Origin of the sequence: Sphingobium sp. ZW T5_29, assembly GCF_044987515.1 — a bacterium.
Lineage (GTDB): Bacteria > Pseudomonadota > Alphaproteobacteria > Sphingomonadales > Sphingomonadaceae > Sphingobium.
In genome coordinates this window covers 1-23,760 of the sequence record NZ_JBJDRM010000016.1, presented here as the reverse complement: position 1 = coordinate 23,760, position 23,760 = coordinate 1, and the positions used below count along the sequence as shown (strand labels likewise).

At 63.8% G+C, this 23,760-nt stretch carries 28 protein-coding genes; 23 read left to right on the top strand and 5 right to left on the bottom strand.

The window, feature by feature from the left end:
- The first annotated feature begins 2 nt into the window (after positions 1 to 2).
- The 6 genes from ACI3KQ_RS13845 to ACI3KQ_RS13820 all read left to right on the top strand — a co-directional run bounded on the left by ACI3KQ_RS13845 (position 3) and on the right by ACI3KQ_RS13820 (position 3,140).
- Positions 3 to 323: a DUF6127 family protein gene (locus tag ACI3KQ_RS13845; protein ID WP_404958561.1), complete on the top strand. Its 321-nt coding sequence runs from the start codon at positions 3 to 5 to the stop codon at positions 321 to 323.
- Positions 320 to 733, top strand: a complete 414-nt coding sequence (locus ACI3KQ_RS13840) for an HK97 family phage prohead protease (protein WP_404958560.1) — start codon at positions 320 to 322, stop codon at positions 731 to 733. Before ACI3KQ_RS13845 ends, ACI3KQ_RS13840 begins: the two co-directional genes overlap by 4 nt.
- Before the next feature lie 66 nt (positions 734 to 799).
- A complete protein-coding gene (locus ACI3KQ_RS13835; protein WP_404958558.1) occupies positions 800 to 1,915 on the top strand; it encodes a phage major capsid protein in 1,116 nt (371 codons plus the stop codon).
- 78 nt (positions 1,916 to 1,993) lie between these two features.
- Positions 1,994 to 2,533, top strand: coding sequence for a head-tail connector protein (locus ACI3KQ_RS13830; RefSeq protein WP_404958556.1), 540 nt, complete (start codon positions 1,994 to 1,996; stop codon positions 2,531 to 2,533).
- Positions 2,530 to 2,736: a hypothetical protein gene (locus ACI3KQ_RS13825; protein ID WP_404958554.1), complete on the top strand. Its 207-nt coding sequence runs from the start codon at positions 2,530 to 2,532 to the stop codon at positions 2,734 to 2,736. The genes ACI3KQ_RS13830 and ACI3KQ_RS13825 overlap by 4 nt, the downstream gene beginning before the upstream one ends.
- Entirely contained in the window at positions 2,733 to 3,140 is a 408-nt protein-coding gene (locus tag ACI3KQ_RS13820) for a DUF3168 domain-containing protein (RefSeq protein ID WP_404958552.1), read from the top strand. Before ACI3KQ_RS13825 ends, ACI3KQ_RS13820 begins: the two co-directional genes overlap by 4 nt.
- Positions 3,141 to 3,197: 57 nt before the next feature.
- Here the strand turns inward: ACI3KQ_RS13820 and ACI3KQ_RS13815 are convergent, their stop codons facing one another.
- A complete protein-coding gene (locus tag ACI3KQ_RS13815; RefSeq protein ID WP_404958666.1) occupies positions 3,198 to 3,515 on the bottom strand; it encodes a hypothetical protein in 318 nt (105 codons plus the stop codon).
- 57 nt (positions 3,516 to 3,572) lie between these two features.
- On the opposite strand from ACI3KQ_RS13815, the gene ACI3KQ_RS13810 reads away from it, so the two are divergent.
- From ACI3KQ_RS13810 to ACI3KQ_RS13760, 11 genes are all read left to right on the top strand, one after another.
- Positions 3,573 to 3,980, top strand: a complete 408-nt coding sequence (locus tag ACI3KQ_RS13810) for a phage tail tube protein (RefSeq protein ID WP_404958550.1) — start codon at positions 3,573 to 3,575, stop codon at positions 3,978 to 3,980.
- Positions 3,977 to 4,300, top strand: coding sequence for a gene transfer agent family protein (locus ACI3KQ_RS13805; RefSeq protein WP_404958548.1), 324 nt, complete (start codon positions 3,977 to 3,979; stop codon positions 4,298 to 4,300). The genes ACI3KQ_RS13810 and ACI3KQ_RS13805 overlap by 4 nt, the downstream gene beginning before the upstream one ends.
- Entirely contained in the window at positions 4,297 to 4,491 is a 195-nt protein-coding gene (locus ACI3KQ_RS13800) for a phage tail assembly chaperone (protein ID WP_404958546.1), read from the top strand. Before ACI3KQ_RS13805 ends, ACI3KQ_RS13800 begins: the two co-directional genes overlap by 4 nt.
- Before the next feature lie 199 nt (positions 4,492 to 4,690).
- Entirely contained in the window at positions 4,691 to 5,242 is a 552-nt protein-coding gene (locus ACI3KQ_RS13795) for a tail tape measure protein (RefSeq protein ID WP_404958544.1), read from the top strand.
- Positions 5,239 to 7,569: a DUF2460 domain-containing protein gene (locus tag ACI3KQ_RS13790; RefSeq protein WP_404958542.1), complete on the top strand. Its 2,331-nt coding sequence runs from the start codon at positions 5,239 to 5,241 to the stop codon at positions 7,567 to 7,569. The genes ACI3KQ_RS13795 and ACI3KQ_RS13790 overlap by 4 nt, the downstream gene beginning before the upstream one ends.
- The gene (locus ACI3KQ_RS13785; protein WP_404958540.1) at positions 7,566 to 8,381 is read left to right on the top strand and encodes a DUF2163 domain-containing protein; all 816 of its coding nucleotides are present in this window, start codon (positions 7,566 to 7,568) and stop codon (positions 8,379 to 8,381) included. Before ACI3KQ_RS13790 ends, ACI3KQ_RS13785 begins: the two co-directional genes overlap by 4 nt.
- Positions 8,378 to 8,782, top strand: coding sequence for a peptidoglycan endopeptidase (locus tag ACI3KQ_RS13780; protein WP_404958538.1), 405 nt, complete (start codon positions 8,378 to 8,380; stop codon positions 8,780 to 8,782). Before ACI3KQ_RS13785 ends, ACI3KQ_RS13780 begins: the two co-directional genes overlap by 4 nt.
- An 8-nt stretch (positions 8,783 to 8,790) precedes the next feature.
- Positions 8,791 to 10,992, top strand: coding sequence for a phage tail protein (locus tag ACI3KQ_RS13775; RefSeq protein ID WP_404958536.1), 2,202 nt, complete (start codon positions 8,791 to 8,793; stop codon positions 10,990 to 10,992).
- Positions 10,993 to 11,023: 31 nt separating this feature from the next.
- Entirely contained in the window at positions 11,024 to 11,527 is a 504-nt protein-coding gene (locus ACI3KQ_RS13770; protein ID WP_404958534.1) for a DUF2793 domain-containing protein, read from the top strand.
- Positions 11,528 to 11,705: 178 nt separating this feature from the next.
- A complete protein-coding gene (locus tag ACI3KQ_RS13765) occupies positions 11,706 to 12,755 on the top strand; it encodes an OmpA family protein (RefSeq protein ID WP_404958532.1) in 1,050 nt (349 codons plus the stop codon).
- A gap of 279 nt (positions 12,756 to 13,034) precedes the next feature.
- On the top strand, positions 13,035 to 13,580 hold the full coding sequence (locus ACI3KQ_RS13760) for a superoxide dismutase family protein (RefSeq protein WP_404958530.1): 546 nt from the start codon (positions 13,035 to 13,037) through the stop codon (positions 13,578 to 13,580).
- Between the two features lie 11 nt (positions 13,581 to 13,591).
- Here ACI3KQ_RS13760 and thpR read toward each other — a convergent pair whose 3' ends face one another.
- A complete protein-coding gene (gene thpR, locus ACI3KQ_RS13755) occupies positions 13,592 to 14,173 on the bottom strand; it encodes an RNA 2',3'-cyclic phosphodiesterase (protein WP_404958664.1) in 582 nt (193 codons plus the stop codon).
- A 120-nt stretch (positions 14,174 to 14,293) separates the two neighbouring features.
- Between thpR and ACI3KQ_RS13750 the strand changes: the two genes are divergently transcribed.
- The gene (locus tag ACI3KQ_RS13750) at positions 14,294 to 15,037 is read left to right on the top strand and encodes a Bax inhibitor-1 family protein (protein ID WP_404958528.1); all 744 of its coding nucleotides are present in this window, start codon (positions 14,294 to 14,296) and stop codon (positions 15,035 to 15,037) included.
- A gap of 59 nt (positions 15,038 to 15,096) precedes the next feature.
- Here ACI3KQ_RS13750 and ACI3KQ_RS13745 read toward each other — a convergent pair whose 3' ends face one another.
- From ACI3KQ_RS13745 to ACI3KQ_RS13735, 3 genes are all read right to left on the bottom strand, one after another.
- Complete coding sequence (locus ACI3KQ_RS13745; protein ID WP_404958526.1) at positions 15,097 to 15,726, bottom strand: glutathione S-transferase family protein; 630 nt, start codon at positions 15,724 to 15,726, stop codon at positions 15,097 to 15,099.
- 162 nt (positions 15,727 to 15,888) lie between these two features.
- Positions 15,889 to 18,207: an ATP-dependent Clp protease ATP-binding subunit ClpA gene (clpA, locus tag ACI3KQ_RS13740; protein WP_404958524.1), complete on the bottom strand. Its 2,319-nt coding sequence runs from the start codon at positions 18,205 to 18,207 to the stop codon at positions 15,889 to 15,891.
- Positions 18,208 to 18,363: 156 nt separating this feature from the next.
- Positions 18,364 to 18,561, bottom strand: a complete 198-nt coding sequence (locus ACI3KQ_RS13735; RefSeq protein WP_404958522.1) for a DUF1192 domain-containing protein — start codon at positions 18,559 to 18,561, stop codon at positions 18,364 to 18,366.
- 125 nt (positions 18,562 to 18,686) lie between these two features.
- On the opposite strand from ACI3KQ_RS13735, the gene ACI3KQ_RS13730 reads away from it, so the two are divergent.
- From ACI3KQ_RS13730 to ACI3KQ_RS13710, 5 genes are all read left to right on the top strand, one after another.
- Positions 18,687 to 19,661 carry an NAD(P)H-quinone oxidoreductase gene (locus ACI3KQ_RS13730; RefSeq protein ID WP_404958520.1) on the top strand — a complete coding sequence of 325 codons (975 nt, stop codon included), beginning with the start codon at positions 18,687 to 18,689 and terminating at the stop codon, positions 19,659 to 19,661.
- Positions 19,662 to 19,761: 100 nt separating this feature from the next.
- On the top strand, positions 19,762 to 20,622 hold the full coding sequence (locus ACI3KQ_RS13725) for a UDP-2,3-diacylglucosamine diphosphatase (protein WP_404958518.1): 861 nt from the start codon (positions 19,762 to 19,764) through the stop codon (positions 20,620 to 20,622).
- A 14-nt stretch (positions 20,623 to 20,636) separates the two neighbouring features.
- The gene (locus tag ACI3KQ_RS13720; RefSeq protein ID WP_404958662.1) at positions 20,637 to 21,665 is read left to right on the top strand and encodes a glycosyltransferase family 4 protein; all 1,029 of its coding nucleotides are present in this window, start codon (positions 20,637 to 20,639) and stop codon (positions 21,663 to 21,665) included.
- A 115-nt stretch (positions 21,666 to 21,780) separates the two neighbouring features.
- Positions 21,781 to 22,464 carry a DUF1013 domain-containing protein gene (locus ACI3KQ_RS13715; protein WP_404958660.1) on the top strand — a complete coding sequence of 228 codons (684 nt, stop codon included), beginning with the start codon at positions 21,781 to 21,783 and terminating at the stop codon, positions 22,462 to 22,464.
- Between the two features lie 107 nt (positions 22,465 to 22,571).
- A partial coding sequence (locus ACI3KQ_RS13710; protein WP_404958516.1) for an AMP-binding protein occupies positions 22,572 to 23,760 on the top strand: 1,189 nt, incomplete at its 3' end.

The window sequence follows — 23,760 nt, the reverse complement described above, 5'->3', positions numbered from 1 at the left end:
CGATGAAATATGATGGCGAGATGCTGGCGCGGCTGGTGGCGCAGGCGCAGGGCGTGCCGGGACAGATGGACATGGTGATGATCCGCGCCCTGATCGAGGAGGCGAGCGAACTGGGCGCAGGGCGGGCGCTGGAACGGATGGGCCTGGCCGACCGGGGCGCGGAGGGCGACGTGCGGGAATTGCGCGAACTGCTGTCCGCATGGCGCGACGCAAAGAAGGCCGCGCGGGGCGCTGTCGTCGGATGGGCGGTGCGGATCGTCATGGCGCTGGTGCTGCTGGGCGTGGCGGTGAAGGCCGGGCTGCTGGGGATGATCCGGGCATGAGCGGGCTGGGGCATGAGGGTGACGTGCGCTTTGCCGGTTATGCGGCGGTGTTCGACCGCGTCGACCGGGGTGGGGACGTGGTGCGGGCGGGCGCTTTCGCTGGCGTCGCTGCGGGCGTGCCGCTGTTGTGGCAGCATCGGCCGGGCGAGGCGATCGGCACGGTCGAGCGGATCGAGGAGGATGCGCGGGGGCTGCGCGTCATCGGGCGGGTGTCGGGACGGACCGCCGCCGGGCGGGAAGCGGCGCGGGCCTTGAAGGACAAGGCGATTGACGGCCTGTCCTTTGGCTATCGGGTGCGGGAGGCGCGGGGCGCTGCGCCACGGGAATTGCTGGCGCTGGAGGTGGTGGAGGTGAGCGTCGTCACGCATCCGATGCAGCCGCTGGCGCGGGTGATCGCGGTCGAGGGGTAGGCGCGATCGGCAGGGTTTGACTTTTCAGGCGGTCCATTCGGGCCGCCTTTTTTGTGGGAGTGGTGAATGACGGACCAGTTGGAAGCAAGCTTTGACGCGGCGGTGCAGGGTGAACGGATCGAGGCGATGGAAGGGGAAATCGCGGCGCTGAAGGGCGCGCTGTTGCAGCAGCAGCGTCCGGCGCTGGACGGGGTGAAGGGCGGCGCGTTCGATCCGAAGCGGGCGGCCTTTGTCGATCGATATCTGCGGCAGGGAATGGAAGCGGGTGTGGAGCTGAAAAGCTTTTCGGGGGCGAGCGGCGGCGCGGGCGGCTATGCGGTGCCGCGCGAGATCGACCAGATCATCGACGCCACGCTGAAAAGCATCTCGCCGATCCGGTCGATCGCCAATGTGGTGCGCACCGGCACGGCGGGATATCGCAAGCTGGTGACGTCAGGCGGCATCGTGTCGGGCTGGGCCAGCGAAACCGGCGCGCGGACCGAAACGGCGACGCCGAGCTTTAACGAGATCGTCCCGCCATCGGGTGAGCTTTACGCCAATCCGGCGGCGAGCCAGGCGATGCTGGACGATGCGCAGTTCGATGTCGAAAGCTGGCTGGCGATGGAAATCGCCCGCGAGTTTGCGGCGGCGGAGGGCGCGGCGTTCGTCAACGGGAACGGCACGAACAAGCCCAAGGGGTTCCTGACCTACACGACGACCAACGAAGCGGACGGCGTGCGCGCCTTTGGATCGTTGCAATATGTCGCGTCGGGGGCGGCGGCTGGCTTTGCGGCGAGCAACCCGCAGGACAAGCTGATCGACCTGGTGCAGAGCCTGCGCGCGCCCTATCGCCAGGGTGCGAGCTTTGTGATGAACTCCACCACGCTGAGCGCCATCCGCAAGATGAAGACGGACGATGGCGCGTTCCTGTGGCAGCCGTCGCTGAGCGCGGAGCAGCCCGCAACGCTGCTGGGCTATCCGGTGGTGGAAGCCGAAGACATGCCCGACATTGCGGCGGGCAGCCTGTCGATCGCCTTTGGCAATTTCCAGGCGGGCTATGTCATTTCGGAGCGCAGCGAAACCAGCATCCTGCGCGATCCATATAGCAACAAGCCGTTCGTCCACTTCTATGCGGTCAAGCGCATCGGCGGGGCGGTCGCCAATAGCGAAGCCATCAAGCTGATGAAGTTCGCCGCGACCTGACATTGGCGACGGTTTGACTTTGCACAATCTGGGGGGCGTCGTCGTCATGGCGCCCCCCTTTTTTCATCTGGAGGGGCGATGGTGCTGGTGCGGGAAGAGGCGGGGGCGCCGGGCGCGTCGCTTGGCGAGTTGAAGGATTATCTGCGGATCACGGGAGACAGCGAGGACGCGCTGCTGGAGGCGTTGCTGCTGAGCGCAACTGGACTGTGCGAGCAATTTATCGGCCAATGGCTGATGACGGGCGAGGCGCGTGAGACGGTGAGGGCGGACGGCGGCTGGCAGCGGCTGGCGGCAAGGCCGGTGATCGCGGTGCTGGGCGTCGAGGCGATTGCGCCGGACGGGGAGGCGGAGTCGTTGGCGGTGGAGGATTATGCGGTCGACATCGACGCGGCGGGCGATGGATGGGTGCGGGTCCATGCTTCAAGCGGACGACGGGTGGCGGCGGTGCGGTATCGCGCGGGGCTGGCCGAGGATGCGGACGGGCTGCCCGGATCGATCCGACAGGGGATTGTCCGGCTGGCCGCGGAGCATTTTTCCGCACGTGGCGGCGATATGCCGTCCCCGCCAGCCGTGGTGAGCGCGCTGTGGCGGCCATGGCGGCGGATGCGGCTGGCATGAGCGGTGCGATGCTGCGGCGGCTGGTCCGCCTGACGCAAGAGGGGGCGGCGCGCCGCCGCGACGCTGTGGCGCGCGCGGCGATCGCCGCTGGCGTCGAGGACGCTCAGGTCGATGGGGAAATCGTCAGGCTGACGGGTCCCGGCCTGATGCGCCGATGGATGAGCGATCTGGGCCTGCGAGAGGCCGGAAGGGGAAGCCGATGAGCGCGGAGACAGCGGTGCGGGCGGCGGTGATCGCCGCGCTGAAGGCGGACGGCGATCTGATGAACCTGTTGAACGGCCTGTTCGATGGGCAACCGGCGCGCGCGGCCCCGCCCTTTGCAGTGATGGGCGAGTGCATTGCGAGCGATTGGGGCGCGAAGGGCGTGGACGGGCGCGAATTGCGCCTGACCATCAGCCTGCATGATGCGGGCGACATGGCGGGACGGATCGGGGCGATGCTGGCCCGGATCGATCCGGTCATGCAGGCGCTGGACATGGATGGCGACGGGTGGCGGGTGGTCAATGCCCGGCTGATCAGGTCGCGGCTGATGCGAGCCGGCGCGCGGGATGGCGATGGCTGGCGCGCGGTTGTGGATTATCGGCTGCGCGTGGTGGCGCAGCATTGACTTGCGGTGGAGCCGGACTGTCGGTGGCCTTTGGAGGCTTGGGCAAGGCAGCCAGCGTCAGCGCATATAATCTTCGAACTCGCCGGTGATCTTGTCGACATATTCGGCGACCTGATCGTCCGCGTCGGACTGTGCATCCTTTTCCGACATGCCGCTGGCCCTGTTGTCCGCGACCATGGCGGCGTGGAAGGCCGCTTCCTTGTCGCGGCATTTTGACTTCAGCGCGGACTGGAAGCCGCTGACGGTCATTTTCCTGTCGAGCGCAGGCTGCACCTGGTCGGACAGGCATTTCGAAAAAGACTGGCGTCCAGCGCCGACCGCGTCGCCCGACTGCGGGGCGGCCAGCAGCATGATGAGGGGAATGGCGGCAAGCATCTGCACCTCTCCAAAAATCCCGATTCTGACACGGTTTATCTTACAGGAGAATGGTTCATGGGCATAGAAAAAGGCAGCGCATTTCTGTTGAAAGTGGGGGATGGCGGGAGTCCGCCAGTCTATGCCACGGTTGCCGGAATGCGCACGACGCAGCTGTCGGTGAATGGCGAAGCGGTCAATGTCACCAGCAAGGATTCAGGCGGCTGGCGCGAACTGCTTTCTGGCGCGGGCGTGCGGTCGGTCAGCGTGTCGGCGGCGGGGATTTTCACCGGATCGGCGGCGGAGGTGCGTATCCGCAATCATGCGCTGTCGGGCACCATCGACGAATATGAACTGAGTTTCGAAAGCGGCGAGCGGATGCGCGGCCGTTTCCTGGTGACGCGGCTCGACTATGCCGGGGATTATAATGGCGAGCGCAATTATGCGTTGAGCCTGGAAAGCTCCGGCCCGGTGGTGTCGGAATGAGCGGGGCGGGCGACGTGCCCAACGGCGCGCGGGGCGAGGCGGCGCTGGAACTGGCGGGTGAGCGGCTGAGGCTGCGGCCAAGTTTCGCCGCGCTGGTGGCGGCAGAGGAAGAGCTGGGACCGCTGTTCGATCTGGTCGACCGGGCGGCGGACGGCAAGCTGTCGCTGTCCGACATGGCGGCGCTGTTCTGGCATTGCCTGGTCGATCCGCCGCAGGGCCTGACCCGCGACGGGCTGGGCGAGGCGATCGTCGAGGTTGGGCTGGCGAAGCTGTCGCCTGTGCTGCGCGGCATATTGAAACAGATTTTGGGGGGACGATGAGCTTTTTCAAAATGGCGGCGCGCCTGGCGGGGGTCGCGGGATGGCTGCTGGGCTGGCGGCCTGACGAGTTCTGGCGGTCGACCCCGGTCGAGCTGGAGGCGGTTCTGCGCGCCGCGCGTGGGGAGGATGAGGCCGATAGCGGCGTCGATACGGGCGAGTTGAGGCGGCTGAAGGAGATGATGCCGGATTGAGGGGGAAGGTGGGATTGGGGCCATTACTCCGTTCGTCCTGAGCTTGTCGAAGGGCTTCACTTCTCTGGCACGTGAAAGGGAAGGGGAAGGCTTCGACAAGCTCAGCCCGAACGGCTGTAGGTAAGCGGGTTGAGGGACAGGCCCTCCCCCAACCCCTCCCTGAAGGGAGGGGCTTTTTTATGTGTGCGGGAGGCGTTGGATGGACGAGGAAATCGAGACGCTGGTGGTGCGGGTGCGCGCCGATACGCAGGGGCTTTCGCGGGACGTGGATGCGATGCGTGGCGAGATGGAAGGGCCACTGGCGAACGGCGCCGAACGGGCCGGGCGGCGGATCGAACAAGGGCTGTTGCGGGCGGTGCGGTCGGGACGGTTCGGCTTTGAGGAGTTGAAGCGCGTTGCTTCGTCGATCCTGGAGGACATTGCCGCAGCGGCGGTGCGGTCGGCGGCGGGTGGCATGGGGGGAACCGGCGGCACGTTGCTGACGCTCGCATCGGCGGCGCTGGGCCTGCCCGGCCGGGCGACGGGCGGGCCGGTGACGCCGGGCCGGGCCTATATGGTCGGCGAGCGCGGGCCGGAGATGTTCGTGCCGACGGCCAGCGGGCAGGTGGTGCCCAATGGCGGCGGCGGTGCGCGCGATGTGCGGGTCAGTATCGCCGTGTCGGGCCGGGGTGAGGGGCAGGAGGGGCACCGGCTGCTGGCGCGCAGCGCGCGGCAGGTGGCGCGCGCGGTCAGGGGAGCGCTGAACGGATGAGCGGACTGGATTACTGGCTGGCAGACAAGCGCAGGGGTCAGGAGGCGCGGCACATGAAACGCTTTGCGCCGACCCATTGGACGGTGAATTTCCCCCGACCGATGATGGCGGGCGTCGTCACCACCGCCCCCGATGCGTTGCGGGTGGATGCGGTCTTTTACGGATCGGGCGACCTGGCGGGGCTGATCTGGGAAGCGGAGGACAAGTGGAGCCATCCGCTGCTGGCCTATGAAACGGCCAGGGACTTTCGGGAATGCGTGCTGCGTTTCCGGTGGCGCAGCGGCGGGCTGAGGCAGTTGGACGAAACCCATGGGCCGACCCTGACCATCGAAGGCAGGGACGAGGCTGGCAATCCGCGATCCTGGTATGTGCGGTTGTGGAACTATGCCGACGGAACCGCCGAGGATGCGTGGGTCAGGTTGGATTTTTCGGATCTGGATGGCGGGTTCCTGCTGCCCGGAGAGGCCGATCCGGTCTGGGCCGGGGATGTCGACCGGATGTTCATTTCCATCGCGCCGCCGGACTATGATGCGGGGACCACGGTCTTTGGCGCGGCGGTGGAAGGGTGGGCAGAGGTCAGCGGAATAGCATGCGACGGGGCGGGTTCCGTCCTGAGCATCGGCGACGTGATGGTGCCCGAACATGGGCTGTCCATGGCGACCGGCTATGACGATTGTTTCAACCAGACGCCGGAACGGATCGTCGCGTCGATCCATGCGCTGGGCTATCGCGGCGACATCAATCATTATGTCGGCATGAGCCATTATTTCCGGCTCGAACCGTTGGGCGGCGGCCATTATGTCAGCCTGGCGGGCGGCGTATTGAACACGCCATGTTCCGCATGGCACGCGGATTTCGCGCGACGGGCCAGGGCGATGGACATGGGGGTCATCTGGTCGCTGTCCTACGAGCTGTTCGACGCCCATTGCTGGAACGACTGGAAGCAGCGGGCGGAAAATGGCGATCCGGCCCTGACGGGATGGTCGCCGCCTTCGACGCTGCTGTCGCCCGCGCATGACGGGGCGATGAGCTATTTACGGGTGGTGGCGGGCGCCTTTGTTTCCATAGCCTTGGCCACCGACATTGCGGTCAAGTTTCAGGTTGGCGAGCCATGGTGGTGGGTGATGCCTGCCGACGGGCGCATTTGCCTGTACGACAGTGCGGCGCGGGCGGCCTTTGGCGGGAGTCCGGTGTCCATTCCCGATATTCGCGGAACATTGAACAGCGGGCAGAAGGCTTTGCTGGACCAGGCGGGCGCGATGCTGGCGGCATCCACCGCCGCGCTATGCGCATGGGTCAAGGGGATTGCGCCGGATGCTGTGACTTTGCTGCTGGCCTATCTGCCCACGGTGCTGGACCCGCTGGCCCCCGAAGCAAAGCGGGCGAACATGCCGGTGGGGTGGGCTTCGCCCGCATTCGATGTGCTGCAACTGGAAGATTATGACTGGGTCACCGAAGGGCGACCGCGCCTGACCGTGAAGGGGATCGACCTTGCCACCCAGAGGCTGGGCTATCCGGTGGCAGAGCAGCATTATTTTTCCGGCTTCGTGCTGATGCCGGAGCAGGCGGGGCAATGGCGACAGATCGCCGATGCTGCGGACGCGGCGGTCAGGCGGGGCACGGCGGCGACATTTGTGTGGGCTTTGCCGCAGGTGGCGCGAGATGGCTTCACCTGCTTCAGATTGAATGGGGACGAAGATATGCAAGCCTTTGACGATGTGGCTTTTCCGCTGAGTATTGGGCGGGAGACGAGCCTTGCTCCGGCTTTTTCGACGCAGATCGTTGAAAGTCCGTCGGGGCATGAGCGGCGGAGCAGCGATTGGGCCGATGCACGATTGTCGTTCGATGTGGGGCCGGGGGTCCGGTCGGAAGCGGACATCGCGACGCTGATCGCGTTCTTCCGGGCGCGGCGGGGGGCGGCGCGGGGATTTCGGCTGACCGATCCTTATGACGACCGTAGCTGCGCGATCGGGGGCGTGCCGGGGCCGATGGACCAGCGGCTGGGCATCGGCGACGGCGTGCGCGCCGAATTTCCATTGCAGCGCTATTATGGCGACGGCGAAGATGCGCAGGCGAGGCGGATCACGCGGCCTGCGCCGGGCAGCATCCGGGTCGCGGTGGACGGCGTAGAGATTGCCGACGGGTGGAGCCATGCAGGGGGTGGCGTCATCGCTTTCGATGTCGCTCCTGCCGATGGCGTCGTGCTGACGGCGGGGTTCCGGTTCGATGTGCCGGTGCGATTTGCCGAGGACCGGATCGACATCAACCGCGTGACTTTCGCGGCGGGCGAAGCGCCTTCGGTGCCGCTGGTGGAGATCAGGGAATGAGCGGGCTGGAGGGGCTGGACAGGCCGCTGGCGACGCTGGCCTTTTGCTGGCGGCTGGAACGGCGCGACGGAGTGACGATCGGGCTGACCAGCCATGACCGGGACCTGGAGATCGGCCATGTGCGCTATCGCGCCGCGCCGGGGATGATGCCATCGGCGATCCATAGCCGGATCACGGCGGAAGGCGGCGATACCGATGTGGAGGGCGCTCTGGTCGCCGACGCGATCAGCGAGCGCGACCTGATGGCCGGGCGCTGGGACGGCGCGGCGCTGGAGCTGTGTTTGACCGAATGGGAAGAGCCGGGAGCCATGTGGCTGCTGCTGGCGCGGGGTGAGATCGGCAATGTCGCTTGCCGGGGTGGTGCTTTCACGGCGGAACTGGTGGGCGCGATGGCCGCGTTGAAAGCGCCGGTCGCGCCATCGACGTCGCCCGATTGCCGGGCGCAGCTGGGCGATGCGCAGTGCCGCGTCGATATGGCGGGGCGGCGCAGGATCGTGACTGTGACCGGCGTGGATGGCGCTGTGGTGAGTGTCGCGGGGCTGGCGGCGGGAGCCTATGGCTATGGCAGCCTGCGCTGGCTGACGGGCGCGAACGGCGGAATGGTGCAGGCGGTCATCGACAATGACGGGGACGGGCTGACGCTGGCGGACGCGCCGCATTTTGCGGTGGAGGCCGGGACGATCGCGATGCTGACGGAAGGGTGCGACCGGCAGCTGGAAAGTTGCGCCACGCGCTTTGCCAATGCGGCGAATTTCAGGGGCGAACCCTATCTGCCGGGCACCGACCTGCTGACCCGCTATCCCGGCGCATGAGCGGGGAGGAGGGGGCGGCGCGCATCGTCGCCGCAGCGCGCGCCATGGTGGGCGCGCCTTTTCGCCTGCACGGTCGCAGCGTGGAGCAGGGCGTCGATTGCGTGGGGCTGGCGGCGCTGGCTTTCGCGCGGGCCGGGCATCAGGTCGCGCCACCGCGCGGATATGGGCTGCGGTCGGGGAATGAAGGGGTGGCCCGCGCCTGGCTGGCGCAGGCGGGACTGGCCGCCGTGGCGCAGGGCGAGCCGGGCGATCTGGCGCTGGTGCGGCCGGGGCCGCTGCAACTGCATCTGATGCTGGTGGTGCCCGGCGGCCATGTCCATGCCCACGCGGGACTGGGGCGCGTGGTGGAAATGCCGGGGGAGTCACCCTGGCCGGTGATCGGTTACTGGCGAACAATATAGGAGGAGAGATGGCGACTATCGTGCTGACGGCGCTGGGCACGGCGATTGGCGGGCCATTGGGCGCCGCGATCGGCGGGCTGATCGGCAACAGCCTGGACCAGGCGGTCCTGTTCAAGCCCAAGGGCGTGGAAGGGCGGCGGCTGGCCGATTTGCAGGTCCAGACATCCACCTATGGCGCGCAGATGCCGAAGATCTTTGGCAAGATGCGGGTCGCGGGCACGGTGATCTGGGCGACGGACCTGAAGGAAAAGCGGAAAAAGAGCGGCGGCGGGAAGGGGCGGCCCAGCGTCACCAGCTACAGCTATTCATCCAGCTTTGCCGTCGCGCTGTCGACGCGCAAGATCAAGGCGGTGCGGCGCATCTGGGCGGACGGCAATCTGTTGCGCGGGGCGGCAGGGGATTTCAAGTCGGAACGGGGCGCTTTCCGGGTATATCTGGGCGGAGAGGCGCAGGCGGTGGACCCGCTGATCGCGTCCGCGCAGGGGCTGGCGCACACGCCTGCGCATCGCGGCATCGCCTATGTGGTGTTTGAGGACCTGCAACTGGCGGACTTTGGCAACCGGATACCGTCGCTGACCTTTGAAGTGGAAGCCGACGATGGGGCTGTCGGCATTGATTTTATCGCACGGGACTTGTGCGGCGACCTGCTGAGCGTCGGGGTCCTGGGCGAAGTGGACGGCTTTGCGGCGGGCGGGACGGATGTCGCCGATGCCATCATGCCTTTGGCGCAGGCGCACGACCTTGCCTTTATCGACGGGGCAGGGGGTATGCGGCTGGCGGGGACCGTCGCCGAGGAAGGTGCGGAAGAGGCCGAACTGCGCAAGGCCGCTCTGTGCCAGCGCGTCAACGGGCGGAAGCTGGACCCGGCGGAGCGGTCCGGCGCGGCTGCGGAGGGCGTGCCGGTAGCGCTTTCACTGCGCCATTATGATGCGGAGCGGGATTATCAGGCGGGGGTCCAGCGGATAAGTCGCCCTGGCCCCGGCAGGGTGGAACAAGGCATTGACCTGCCAGCGGTCCTGTCGGGCGGTGCGGCGCGGTTCCTGTCCGCGCGGCGGCTGGCTCATGCGTGGGCTGGACGATCGACGATCATGTTGCGCTGTGGCTGGGACGCGCTGCGTTACGATGCGGGCGATGTCGTGCTGGTGGAAGGCGCGCCCGGTCGATGGCGGATCGAGGAACGTGAATGGGAGGCCATGGCGGTCCGCCTGACCCTGCGACGGGTGCCGGGCGGGGAGTCCTTGCTGCCGCCGGGCGTTTCATCTGGAACGGTTATGCGGCAGGAAGATGCGCCGCATGGCCCGACGACACTGATGCTGGCTGACCTGCCGTCGATCAGGGACGGGCTGGCTACCAGCCCGGTGATCGTCGCGGCGGCCAGCGGCGGGGCCGGTTGGCGGGGCGCGGCATTGTTCGCGATGAGCCCGACGGGCGAAGCCACCCCCGTGGGTCGAACCGCGCCTGCCGCCGTGATGGGCAAGGTGGACGAACTGCTGCCGCCGGGCAGCGCGGCGATGATCGATGAGCGCAATTCCCTGCATGTCACCTTGCTGGCGGCGGAATGGGAATTGGGCGATGCCGATGAGGCGGCCCTGTCGCTGGGGCGCAACCTTGCGCTGGCGGGGCGCGAGCTGATCCAGTTTTCACGCGCGGTGCAGACCGGACCGCTGAGTTTCCGCCTGGACGGATTGCGGCGCGGGCTGTGCGGAACCGAATGGGCGATGGAAGGGCATGAAGCCGATGAGCCTTTCCTGCTGGTCGAGGAGGACCGGCTGGTCGAACCTTTTGCAACGCAGAGCGGGATCGAAACCGGCGCGGCGCTTCGTCTGGCGGCAATCGGCGTGGGCGATGCGGAGCCATCCGAAACGGAGCTGACCGTGAGCGGCGAAGCGCTGGTTCCGCCGTCGCCGGTTCATGCCGGGGCCGTTCCTGACGGCGCTGGCGGGTGGGCTGTCACATGGACGCGGCGCAGCAGGACCGGGTGGCGATGGCTGAGCGGGGCCGACGTTCCTTTGGCGGAGGAAAGCGAGCGATATGAGGTCAAGGTGCTGGACGGCGCCACCCTTATCCGCCGGGTGGAAATGGTGGTTCCGGCCTGGACATATGATGCGGCCATGATCGCCGCTGACGGGGGCGGAGATGTGACGGTCGAAATTCGGCAGATCGGATCATTCGCCATGGGGCGGGCAGCCAGGCTGCCGCTTTCGCTTTGAAATTTCACCGTTCGGGACAGGAAATCGAAATATGACGACGGACGTTACCCCCCGCTGGGCATTGCCGCAGCTATTTTCGGGACAGGCGCAGAAGGAGGTTTTCCATAATGAGGCGCTGGCCCGCATCGACATGCTGTTGCATGGGCAAGTTGAAAGCGCCGATGAAAATGTCCCGCCGGTGACGCCTGACGTCGGGGATTGCTGGATCGTCGCCGCTGCCGCCACAGGGGCGTGGGCCGGACGGGAAAAGGCAATTGCCTGTTGGACCGAAGGCGGTTGGCGCTTCGTCGCGCCGCGCACCGGATTGTCCATATGGGTGGTCGATCGTGCCAATAGCATGCACTATCTGGATGGGGTCTGGCAGGACCGGGGGGTAGGTGAGGACGGACTGTATGTAGATGGCGTGCGAGTGGTCGGGACCCAGGTGGCGGCGATTACTGATGCAACTGGCGGCGCAACTGTCGATGGCGAGGCCAGAAGCTGTATCAACGCTATGCTGGCCGCCATGCGGCACCATGGATTGATCGCGCCGTGACTTGCGGGGCGGGTGCTATTACATGAGGAGCTGTTTCCAATTAGCCTTGGCGGCCCGCCGTTCGGGAAGGGTGATGTAAAAACGCAACAGTTCCGGCAAATGTGGACTTGCCATGAAACTTTCTTGCCGATACATGGTTTCCACAGTCCTTCGTGACACTTTTGAAAGGGGAATCCAAATGCGGAAGCTTGCCCTCGCGGCTGCGCTTGCGACCAGTGCCCTGGCCACTCCGGCCTTGGCGCGTGACGACAGCTGGTACATCGGTATCGACTCTGGCGTCATGATTGTCGAAGATCAGGACATTGAATTTACCCCCGGCGTGACTGTTCCCGATGTGGACTACCACAAGGGTTGGGACGGCGATGCCGTCATCGGTTATGACTTCGGCGGTTTCCGCCTGGAAGCCGAAGCGGCCTACAAGCGCGCCAAGGTTGATCTGGACAAGAGCAACTTCGGCGGTTCGGCCTCGGCTCTGTCGTTCATGCTGAACGGCCTGCTGGACTTCGGTTCTGACGACGGCCTGCAGGGCTTTGTCGGCGGTGGTGTTGGCGTTTCGCGCGCCAAGCTGGCCAACGACCTTGTCAACGATTCCGACACTGGCTTTGCCTGGCAGGCAATCGCTGGCGTTCGTTATCCGCTGACCAATAACGTTGACGTCTCGTTGAAGTATCGCTTCTTCAACCAGGACGACATCGACCTGGTTAACGCGTTCCCGACGGCCGGGCCGGCTGGCTCGGACGTAAGCACCAAGCTGCGCACGCACAGCTTGCTGCTGGGTCTGGCGTATAACTTCGGTGAGCCGGCTGCTCCGCCGCCGCCTCCCCCGCCGCCTCCGCCGCCTCCCCCGCCGCCTCCGCCGCCTCCGCCGGTCGCTGAGTGCAGCCCTGGACCGTACATCGTGTTCTTCGAATGGGACAAGGCCGACGTCACGCCTGACGCCGCCACCATTCTGGACAACGCGGTTTCGGCCTACAGCAACTGCGGCAGCGCCCAGGTCATGCTGGCGGGTTATGCGGACCGTTCGGGTTCGGCCTCGTACAACGTTGGTCTGTCGCAGCGTCGCGCTGATGCCGTCAAGGCCTACATGGCTTCGAAGGGCATCCCAGACGGTGTGATGACGACCCAGGCGTTCGGTGAATCGAACCCCCGCGTCGAAACCGCCGACGGCGTTCGCGAACTGCAGAACCGTCGCGTGGAAATCACCTACGGTCCGGGTTCGGGTCAGTAAGAATATTCCGTCTTTCGGGACGGAAGAAATGGGAGGGGCCGGTCGAAAGACTGGCCCCTTTTCCATGCGTGCGGCTGTTGAAAATGAATTCAGCGTTGCGGGGTCTGTCCAAGCCTGCTGCTGTTTGAGATTGCCAGCCGTTGAGGCGGATTTGCATCTGTCGATACGTTTCGCGATGCGCAATCAGCGTCGATTTCGCGTAATCATGATGGATACGCAACAAAAGCGGCCCGGGTCGCGTTTGCCCAACATGTTCATCAACCTGGAGCCCAGCCCATCATGAGACATTCTATCCTTGCCATGACCTTGTCGGTGTCGGCGATGCTGACTGGCTGTGCGACCACTCAGGATGAGGGTGTTGATGGCACGGCATCCGCTTCCGCTGCGGCTGTGTTGTTGGCGGCGGACGGGTCGTCCCGTGGAGAGGCTAAGGTGACGGAGGCGTCCGACGGTCTGCACATAATGGTCGATGCCAGGGGGCTGACGCCGGGCATGCACGCAGTCCATATCCACGGCACGGGCAGTTGCACTCCGCCCGATTTTACCAGCGCAGGAGGACATTGGAATCCCGGCAATCGACAGCATGGCAGGGACAATCCGGCAGGCATGCATATGGGGGACATGCCCAATATGATCGCCGGCGCCGATGGTTCGGGCCAGATGGAATATGTCATACCGGGCGCCAGGCTGAACAATGGCGCCATGCCAATGCTGGATGCCGACGGCGCGGCCATCGTGATCCACGCGCAGGCCGATGACAATAAGTCTGACCCGGCCGGAAATGCTGGCGGACGGGTGGCGTGCGGGGTGATTTCCGGCGGCTGAGTTTCGTGGGCCTATATCGCCTCTGGGCTTTGGGGCACGGCGTGGTAGATCGCCGCCTGATGATAGATCGCGCCTGATTGACCCAGATGGCTTTCGAAAAGTCCGAACCTGTCGATCAGAAAGGGTGGGCTGGACAGACCGGCATTTTGTTCGAGGAAGGCTCGCGTGGATCCGGCTCCGCGGCTGAGGCGGGCCAAGGTGATGTGGGGCAGATAGGCGCGTTCTTCCGCAGTCAATCCCGCCAGAACGCAGGCGCGATCGACCTTTTGATGCAATTGAGTAAGGGCGTCGCGCGGCTGGACGCCTGCCCAGATGTCGCGCGGCTGGACGCCTGCCCAGATCGTGTCGACCCGGCCCTTTCGTTCAAACTCCCCCAAGCCGGAGAGTGCGATGGTGAAGGGAGTGAAATTGACCAGGGCCAGCGCGTCGGCGAGGTCTTGCGCCTGATGCGGGTCGACTTCCCCAACGAAACGCAGGGTGAGGTGCAATTGCATGTCATCCTGCCACCGCGCTCCAGCTATGTTGCCGGATAGGGCAAGCAGTCTCGCACGGATTTCAGCAGGCGGACGAATGGCGATAAACAGCCGATGCATGTCCGTCATATAGGATAGTAGCCGCGTCGAGTCAGCATTGCGCTCTACGCTTGAATTAATGGCCGTATATGCCGATAATAGAGTCACCGGCGGAAGAGCGTCGGCGAAGGAGATTTTCCCATGGCCAATTGGTCCGATCCCCGCTCCGACATGGCGAGCTTTGGCGGCACGACTGTAGCGCGAGGGGAGGCGTACGACGCGGGCCTGCGCAGCTACATGCTGTCAGTCTATAATTATATGTCCAGCGGCGTGCTGTTGACCGGCATCGTCGCATTGCTGTTTTCATGGGGTGGGATGAACTCGCCCGCTGCTCAGATCCTGTTGCAGCCCGGCATATTGAAATATGTCATCATGTTCTCGCCATTGCTGTTCGTGATGGTGTTGAGCTTTGGCATCGGCAAGCTATCGACACCTGCGGCACAGGCCATTTACTGGGCCTATGCGGCGGTGATGGGGCTGTCGCTGTCGTCCATCTTCCTGATGTATACCCAGGCGTCGATCGCGCAGACATTCTTTGCCACGGCGGCGGCGTTCGCGGGCCTTAGCCTGTGGGGTTATACGACTAAGAAGGATTTGTCGGGTTTTGGCACCTTCCTGATCATGGGCGTGGTCGGCCTGCTGGTTGCGATGGTGATCAACCTGTTCCTGCAGTCGGGCGTGATGGACATGGTGGTCAGCTTCATCGGTGTCCTGCTGTTCGCTGGCCTGACCGCTTATGACACGCAGAAGATCAAGAGCATCTATGCCCAGGTCGCGGGAACGGACATGATGGGCAAGTCGGTCGTTATGGGGGCGTTGAGCCTGTATCTCGACTTCATCAACATGTTCATGTTCCTGCTGCGCTTCATGGGCAATCGCGAATGATCGCGTGACAGTGGACTGAAGCCGAAAGGCCCGGCGATGCGAACTGCCGGGCCTTTTCCTTATGTGGGCTGTTGCATTTGCGTGATCAGGGCGTTGTCGATTTCCTTCTGCCGCTTGTAGGCCGGGCGATCCCTTATGCGGGCGGCATAGGCTTCGAAGGCGGGGCGGCTCGCTATGGTGCCGAAGGACAGGCCCCAGTCGACCTGCGCCCCGACATAGACGTCGGCTGCCGTGAATTGACCGCCGCATATCCATGGACCAGCTGATACGGCCTGTTCCAGCGTATCGATGGTCTGGTCATAATTGCCGTAGCCAATCGATCTCTCCCGCTCTGCGGGCACGACGAGGCCAAGCGCCTTGTTGGACACGGCTGCTTCCACCGGCCCGGCTGCGAAGAACAGCCAGCGATAATAGTCGGCGCGCTGGTCAGTGGGCGGGGCCAGCCCCACAGCGGGGAAGGCGTCGGCCAGATAGGCGCAAATGGCGGCGGCTTCGGTGACGGTCTTGCCCCTGTGCTGGATGGCTGGAACCTTGCCCATGGGGTTGATGGCCAGATAGTCGGCGGCCTTCATCGTCGTGTCGTAATCGAGAATGATGGCCCGATAGGGCTGCCCCACTTCCTCCAGCATCCAGCGGGCGATCTGCCCGCGCGACATGGGATTGGTGTAGAAGATGATTTCATCTGCCATCGATAGTCTCCACGGCTGTAGGGCGGGGCACCTTATCAGCTGGTATCGCGGTATTTCAATGGCTCGCGCCATATCGAACGGCCCCGCTGCCGTGCCGAGTGGACAAGAAAAAGGGCGGCCCAAAAGAGCCGCCCTCAATTTCAACGTAGATCGGTGGTGGACCTATTTCGCGGATTCCGCAGGCTTTGCCTTGCCACCCTTCTTGCCCTTTTTAGGAGCGGCCGGGGTGATTTCGAAGGCCAGCGCATCGTCTTTCAGCCGGACATGCACCTCACCGCCATGGACCAGCTTGCCGAACAGCAATTCCTCGGCCAGCGGCTGCTTGATCTTTTCCTGCATCAAGCGGCCCATTGGGCGGGCACCATAGAGCTTGTCATAGCCCTTCTTGGTGAGCCAGCCTTTGGCATCGTCGTCCAGCGTGATGTGGACGTCGCGGTCGGCCAGCTGCAGTTCAAGCTGAAGCACGAACTTGTCGATGACCCGCGCCACGATTTCCGGCGGCAGATAGCCAAAGGGAACGATGGCATCCAGGCGATTGCGGAATTCCGGGGTGAAGAGTTTCTTCACTGCGTCTTCCTGCACATCGTCGCGGGTGAGTTCACCAAAGCCGATGCTTTCCTTTGCCATGTCCGACGCGCCCGCGTTGGTGGTCATGATGAGGATGGTGTTGCGGAAATCCACCGTCTTGCCGTGGTGATCGGTCAGGCGGCCATTATCCATCACCTGCAACAGGATGTTGAACAGGTCGGGATGCGCCTTTTCAATTTCATCCAGAAGCAGCACGCTGTGCGGGTTCTGGTCAACTGCATCGGTCAGAAGGCCGCCCTGGTCATAGCCGACATAGCCCGGAGGCGCGCCGATCAGGCGGCTGACCGAGTGGCGTTCCATATATTCCGACATGTCGAAACGCTGGAGCGGAATGCCGAGCAGATTGGCGAGCTGGCGCGCGACCTCTGTCTTGCCGACGCCGGTGGGGCCGGAGAAGAGATAGCTGCCGATGGGCTTTTCCGGATCGCGCAGGCCCGCCCGCGACAGTTTGATCGCGGAGGACAGCACCTCGATTGCCCGGTTCTGCCCGAAGACGACGCGCTTTAGATCGGTGTCGAGCGATCCCAGCACTGACTTGTCGTCCGCAGAGACGGTCTTGGCGGGGATGCGCGCCATGGTGGCGATCACGGCTTCGATCTCGCGCGGGGTAATCGTCTTCTTGCGCTTCGACGGCACCACCAGCATCTGCATCGCGCCCACTTCGTCGATCACGTCGATAGCCTTGTCGGGCAGCTTGCGGTCATTGATGTACCGCGCCGACAGTTCCACCGCCGCCTTGATCGCGTCGGGGGTGTATCTGACATTGTGATGCTCTTCAAAGGCGCTGCGCAGCCCGGCGAGGATCTTGATCGTGTCCTCGATCGTCGGTTCGTTGACGTCGATCTTCTGGAACCGGCGCAGCAGGGCGCGGTCCTTTTCGAAATGGTTGCGGAACTCCTTGTAGGTGGTCGAACCGATGCAACGGATCGTGCCACCCGACAGAGCGGGTTTCAGCAGGTTGGACGCGTCCATCGCCCCGCCGCTGGTCGCGCCAGCGCCGATGACGGTGTGGATTTCGTCGATGAAGAGGACCGCGTGCGGCATCTTTTCAAGTTCGGTCACGACGGCCTTCAGCCGCTCCTCGAAATCACCGCGATAGCGGGTGCCGGCGAGCAGCGCGCCCATGTCGAGCGAGTAGATCACCGCTTCCTTGAGCACGTCGGGAACTTCGCCCTCGACGATCTTGCGCGCCAGGCCCTCCGCGATGGCGGTCTTGCCCACGCCCGGATCACCCACATAAAGCGGGTTGTTCTTGGACCGGCGGCACAGAATCTGGATCGTCCGGTCGACTTCGGCGCTGCGGCCGATCAGCGGGTCAACCTTGCCCCGCATCGCCTTTTCATTGAGGTTGACCGTGAACTGGTCCAAGGCGCTGTCCTTCTTGCCCTTGCCATCCTGCGCCTTCTTTTCATCCTCCTGCGATCCTTTCGTTTCGCGGGATTCAGGCGCCGACGTGCCCTTGCCTACGCCGTGGCTGATATAGCTGACGGCATCGAGACGGCTCATGTCCTGCTGTTGCAGGAAGTAGACGGCATAGCTTTCCCGTTCGGAAAAAAGCGCGACGAGCACATTAGCTCCCGTCACTTCATCCTTGCCGGAAGACTGGACGTGCAGGATCGCACGCTGGACGACGCGCTGGAAGCCGCTGGTAGGCGAAGGGTCGCTGACGCCTTCGACTTTCAGACTGTCGAGTTCGCTGTCGAGATATTGGGTGACGGCGTCGCCCAATTCGCCAATTTCCACACCGCATGCCTGCATCACCTTCGACGCATGTTCGTCGTCGATCAAGGCGAGCAGCAGATGTTCGAGCGTCGCATATTCGTGGCGACGTTCCGACGCATGCGTCAGCGCATTGTGCAGGGTGGTTTCAAGGGCGGGTGCGAAAGATGGCATTTCTGTTCTACTCCTGACCCCAAAAAGGGGTTGTCTTGAACACTATGTCGGCATTGCTCGACGGTGGATCAAGGAGGAGTCCCCGATCACCGGAATTGCCAGACTGCCCGTGCCCGGTGAAGCCATATTCAAGGCCGCAGGGGGCGGGGCGTTTGTTCATCGTTTGAATAACGCCTCGGCACTTGCTTTATGGTTAACGGCGCTTTCAATCACTTGGCGGGTCCGTGCTATTTCGCCCTCAAGCGCTTTGACGCGCTGTTCCAGCTCGGCAACGGAAAGCGGACCCAGATCCTGTCGGAGCAGTTGGGCCAGCGGATCATCAGCCCTACGGGCAAGATCGTCGTCCACGTCCATAACGCCAATGTTGACCGCCTAAGCCAGTCTGTCAATAAGGCGCTGATACCGTTTACCGAAAGCGGCGGGCGAACAGGTTTTTGGGGGCAGCCAGAATGGCGGTTGAAGAAGGACTTCCGGTTGAAATGACCGCGGTTGTGGCCCCCAACCCAGGGGGACCGGAAGCGTTGGTCACCCAGCGGAGGCCCGTACCGATAGCAGGTCCCGGCGAGGTGCTGATCCGTGTGGCAGCCGCTGGCGTCAACCGCCCCGACGTCATGCAGCGAGAAGGCAAATATCCGCCGCCGCCCGGTGTAACCGACATCCCCGGATTGGAAGTCGCGGGCACCATCGTTGCTACTGGCGGCGACGACGACCTTTTACTCGGCCAGCGCGTGTGCGCCCTGCTGCCGGGTGGAGGATATGCCGAATATGCGGTTGCGCCTGCCGGTCAGTGCCTGCCGGTCCCGGAAGGTTATGATCTGGTCGAAGCGGCGGCGCTGCCCGAAACGCTTTTCACGGTTTGGACGAACCTGTTTGAAAGGGCCTATGTGGTCAGTGGCGATACTGTCCTGGTCCATGGCGGCACCAGCGGGATCGGCACCATGGCCATTTCGCTGTGCCGACTGTTCGACATCAAAATCATCGTCACCTGTGGCAGCGACGCGAAATGCGAACAGGCAAAGGCCTGGGGCGCGCACCATGTGATCAATTACAAGAGCCAGGATTTCGTGGAGCAGGTCCGCAGCATCACCGGGGGGCAGGGCGTGCAGGCTGTGCTGGACATGGTTGGGGGCGACTATGTGCCGCGCAATCTGCAATGCCTGGCCGAAGATGGCCGCCATGTTTCCATCGCCGTGCTGGGCGGAGCGAAGGCCAGCATCTTCATACCCGAAGTCATGAGCAAGCGCCTCACGCTCACCGGATCGACGCTGCGGCCCCGGTCGGCAGCGTTCAAGGGGCTGGTGGCGGATGAGTTGGTGCAGAACGTCTGGGGCTTTGTCGAGCAGGGCAAGCTTCGTCCAGCGATGGACCAGCGCTTCCCCCTGGCCGACGCGGCCCAGGCGCATGCCCGGATGGGCGCGGGCGATCATTTCGGCAAGATCGTGCTGACTGTCTGACGCGCCATGGCCGTAGTATTACGGTCATATTCGGTGCGAGATTGTCATAATGAGAGGCTAGGGATTCGGGCCTGAGGACAACAGCTCCGAAGGCCGCATCATGAACGCCATTACGCGCTTGCCCTTTCTTGCCGAACTGCAGGATGGCATCGACCGCATCGCCAGCCCGGAAAGGGAAGGGGAGCGGCAAAGATATCGCACGATCTGGATTTCCGACATTCATCTGGGCACGCGCGGGTGCAATGCCAAAATGCTCATCGACTTCCTCGACAGCGTTGATAGCGATACCATGTATCTGGTGGGCGATATCATCGACGGCTGGCGGTTGAAGCGGCGCTTTTACTGGCCTGCCGCCCATAGCGACATTGTCTGGCGAGTGATGAAGCGGGCCAAGCGCGGCACGCGGGTCATATACATTCCGGGCAATCATGATGAGATGTTCCGCCAGTTCACGGGCCTCAGCTTTGGCGGTGTGGAGATTCGGCGCAAGGCAATCCATGAGACTGCCGACGGCCGCAAGCTGCTGGTCCTGCACGGGGATGAGTTCGACACGATCATGCTCGCCCACCGCTGGCTCGCCTTTGTCGGGGATGCGGCCTATTCGCTGCTGATGCGTCTGAACGTGGTGGTGAACGCGGTGCGCCAACGCATGGGCCTGCCCTATTGGTCGCTGTCCAAGATCGCCAAGCACAAGGTCAAGAATGCCATCGAGTTCATCTCCCGCTTTGAGGAGGTCGTGGCGCATGAGGCCGGATCGCGCGGCGTGGATGGCGTCGTATGCGGCCACATCCACAATGCCGAAATGCGCGAAATTGGCGGCATCCAATATTATAATGACGGCGACTGGGTGGAAGGATGCACCGCCTTGGTCGAACATTTCGACGGACGGATGGAAATATTGCACTGGGCCGATGAGATCGCCGCGCGGGAGGCGGGCCAGACCGTCCGTATGGCGGCATGACCGGGCCGCGTCCGATGCGGATCGTCATCGTGACCGACGCATGGTCGCCGCAGGTCAACGGCGTCGTGCGGACATTGCTGACGATCAGGGGTGAACTGGAAAGGGCGGGCCATTCGGTAAAGGTGATTTCGCCCGATCTCTACGGCTCCATCGCCTGTCCGACCTATCCTGAAATCCGGCTGGCATTCGTTCGATCGGGTGTCATTGGGCAGGCAATAGCCGATTTTGCGCCCGACGCCGTGCATCTGGCGACGGAAGGGCCGCTTTGCCTGGCCGCGCGGCGCTGGTGCCTGCGATCGGGCGTGCCGTTCACCACTGCCTATCACACGCATTTCCCCGATTATGTATCGCGGCGCACTGGTCTGCCTGCCGCCTGGTTCTGGCGCTATATACGCTGGTTCCATGGTCCTGCGCGCGCGGTGCTTGTGTCCACCCGGTCCGTCAGGCAGCAACTGCGCGCCCATGGCATCGCCCAAGTGCGCAAATGGGGGCGAGGGGTCGACCTGAACGCCTTCACGCCCGACGCGCCGCCACCGGCCCTGTTCGCCGATCTGCCCAGGCCGATACTGCTGTCCGTGGGTCGTGTGTCGGTCGAGAAGAATCTGGAAGCGTTCCTGGCCTGCGATCATCCGGGCAGCAAGGTTGTGGTAGGCGACGGCCCTGCGCGCGCGGCGCTGGAGCGGGCCTATCCCGACGTACACTTCCTTGGCCCCCTGTTCGGTGAGGAACTGGCGGGCGCCTATGCCGGGGCGGACCTGTTCGTGTTTCCCAGCCGCACCGATACTTTCGGTCTGGTGATGATAGAGGCGTTGGCATGTGGGACGCCCGTCGCAGCCTATCCCGTGCCCGGCCCGATCGACATAGTGACGCCCGAAGTGGGCGCTTTGTCGGACTGTCTGGAGGATGCTATCGTCGCGGCGCTGCCCTGCGACCGTGGGGCGTGCGCCGCCTATGGCAGGACGTTCAGCTGGAAACGCAGCGCGCAGGAGTTCCTGACCGGCCTTCATTGCATCGGTTCGACAGGCACAGACAAAGCGGCTTGACGCTTTTCCTTGCCCGCTCGCACGTCATGCATTATCTCTGCACGGGCGTGGCCGCCCTGCTTGGGCGGCCCTTGTCATTTTTAGTGCCGGAGAAGTCCCCGTGTCCCAGCCTCTCATGCCCCATGCGACTGCCAGTTGGCTGGTCGACAATACCGCGCTGAGCTTTGATCAGATTTCGGAATTCTGCGGGCTTCACATTCTGGAAGTGCAGGCTATCGCTGACGATACCGCAGGCACGAAATATACCGGTCGCGACCCGGTGCGCGCCCATGAAATCACCATGGATGAAATTCATAAGGGCGAAGCGAACCCTGACTATCGGCTCAAGATGCTGAAGGGGCCGGAGCCTGTGCGCCGGACCAAGGGGCCTCGCTACACGCCCGTGTCGAAGCGGCAGGACAAGCCCGATGGCATTGCATGGATTTTGCGCAACCATCCCGAAATTTCGGATGGCGCCATCGGCAAGCTGATCGGGACCACGCGCACCACCATCGCCGCGATCCGCGACCGTACCCACTGGAACATTTCCAACATCGTGCCCAAGGACCCGGTGACGCTTGGCCTGTGTTCGCAGCGTGAACTGGACGGACTGGTGACAAAGGCCGCGAAGAAGGCGGGTATCGAAGCGCCAACCGATTCGCGGCTTGATGGCGATCGCGAAGCGTTGATCGCTGAACTGCGCCGTGAACGCGACGATGCCGCACAGCGCGCGGAAGAGGCGCTGAAGAGCGAAGCGGAGCTAATTTCGAGCGCCGCCAAGATCCTGGATCCGTTCAGCGACAATAAGGGCCACGTTTAAGCCTTTACCTCCCTCCATCCCCGCAGGGATGGAAGGACCGATCCGACAGGCGGGCGCGGACTGCTTTACGCTTGCGTAAAGCAGGTCCCTCACTTACTCCTGTTGATATGGAGAGCAGCGAAGAGGTCTGGAAAGACCACTATAGTCATCCCGTGCCATGGGATCAGGCGTTCCCCCCCATGTCGATGGTGGACATGGTTCTGCGCAGCGCAACGGCCAAGCCCGATGGGGTGATGGTCGATTTCCTGGGGCGCAAGACCAGTTATGGCGAAATGCTCAACGTCATAAGGCGCGTTGCCAAGGGCCTGCAGCATATGGGCGTGGGCAAAGGCGATCGGGTCGGCCTTTTCCTTCCCAACGTCCCGCATTATGTCGCGGCCTATTATGGAGCGATGATGGCGGGCGCCACCGTCGTTAACTTCTCTCCGCTCTATACTGCCGCCGAACTGGAACATCAGGTGGAGGATAGCGGGACCAAGGTCCTGTTCACGCTTTCAGCCAAGGCGCTGCTTCCGACCGCGCAGGAAGTGCTGGACAATAGCAGCCTTGAACGGCTGGTCGTCGGATGCGTGGCAGAGGCGCTGCCGCCCGCCAAGTCAGTGCTGTTCCGCCTGTTCAAACGTAGCGAAACAGCCGCCGTTCCCCACGATCCCCGCATCACCAGCTATGCCGACCTGCTGCGCCATGGCGATGATCCGGTGGCGGTCAGCATCGACCCTGAAGAAGATGTCGCCCTGCTGCAATATACCGGCGGCACCACCGGACGGCCCAAGGGTGCGATGCTGACCCATCAGAATCTGACGGCCAATGCGCGTCAGGTCCGTATGATCGATCCGCATCCGCAAGCGCCCGACCGCATCCTGGCAGTGCTGCCCTTCTTTCACGTCTTCGCCAACACATGCGTGCTCAACCGCACGGTGTTGAATGGCGGCGAGATGGTGATGCTACCCCGGTTTGAAGCGGTGCAGGTGCTGGCGGCGATCCAACGGACGAAGGCCACGTCGCTGCCCGGCGTGCCCACCATGTATCAAGCGTTGCTGGATCATCCCGCGACGCCGAATATCGACTTTTCCTCTCTGCGCCTTTGCATTTCGGGCGGGGCGCCCCTGCCGCTGGAACTGAAGCAACGGTTCGAAGCCATGACCGGCGCGAAACTGTGCGAAGGCTATGGCTTGACGGAGAGCAGCCCCGTGGTCTGCTCCAATCCATATGAAGGGTTGAACAAGCCGGGCACCGTGGGACAGCCTGTTCCGGGGACGCGGGTCAAGCTGGTCGACCGCGAAGACCCGTCCCGCC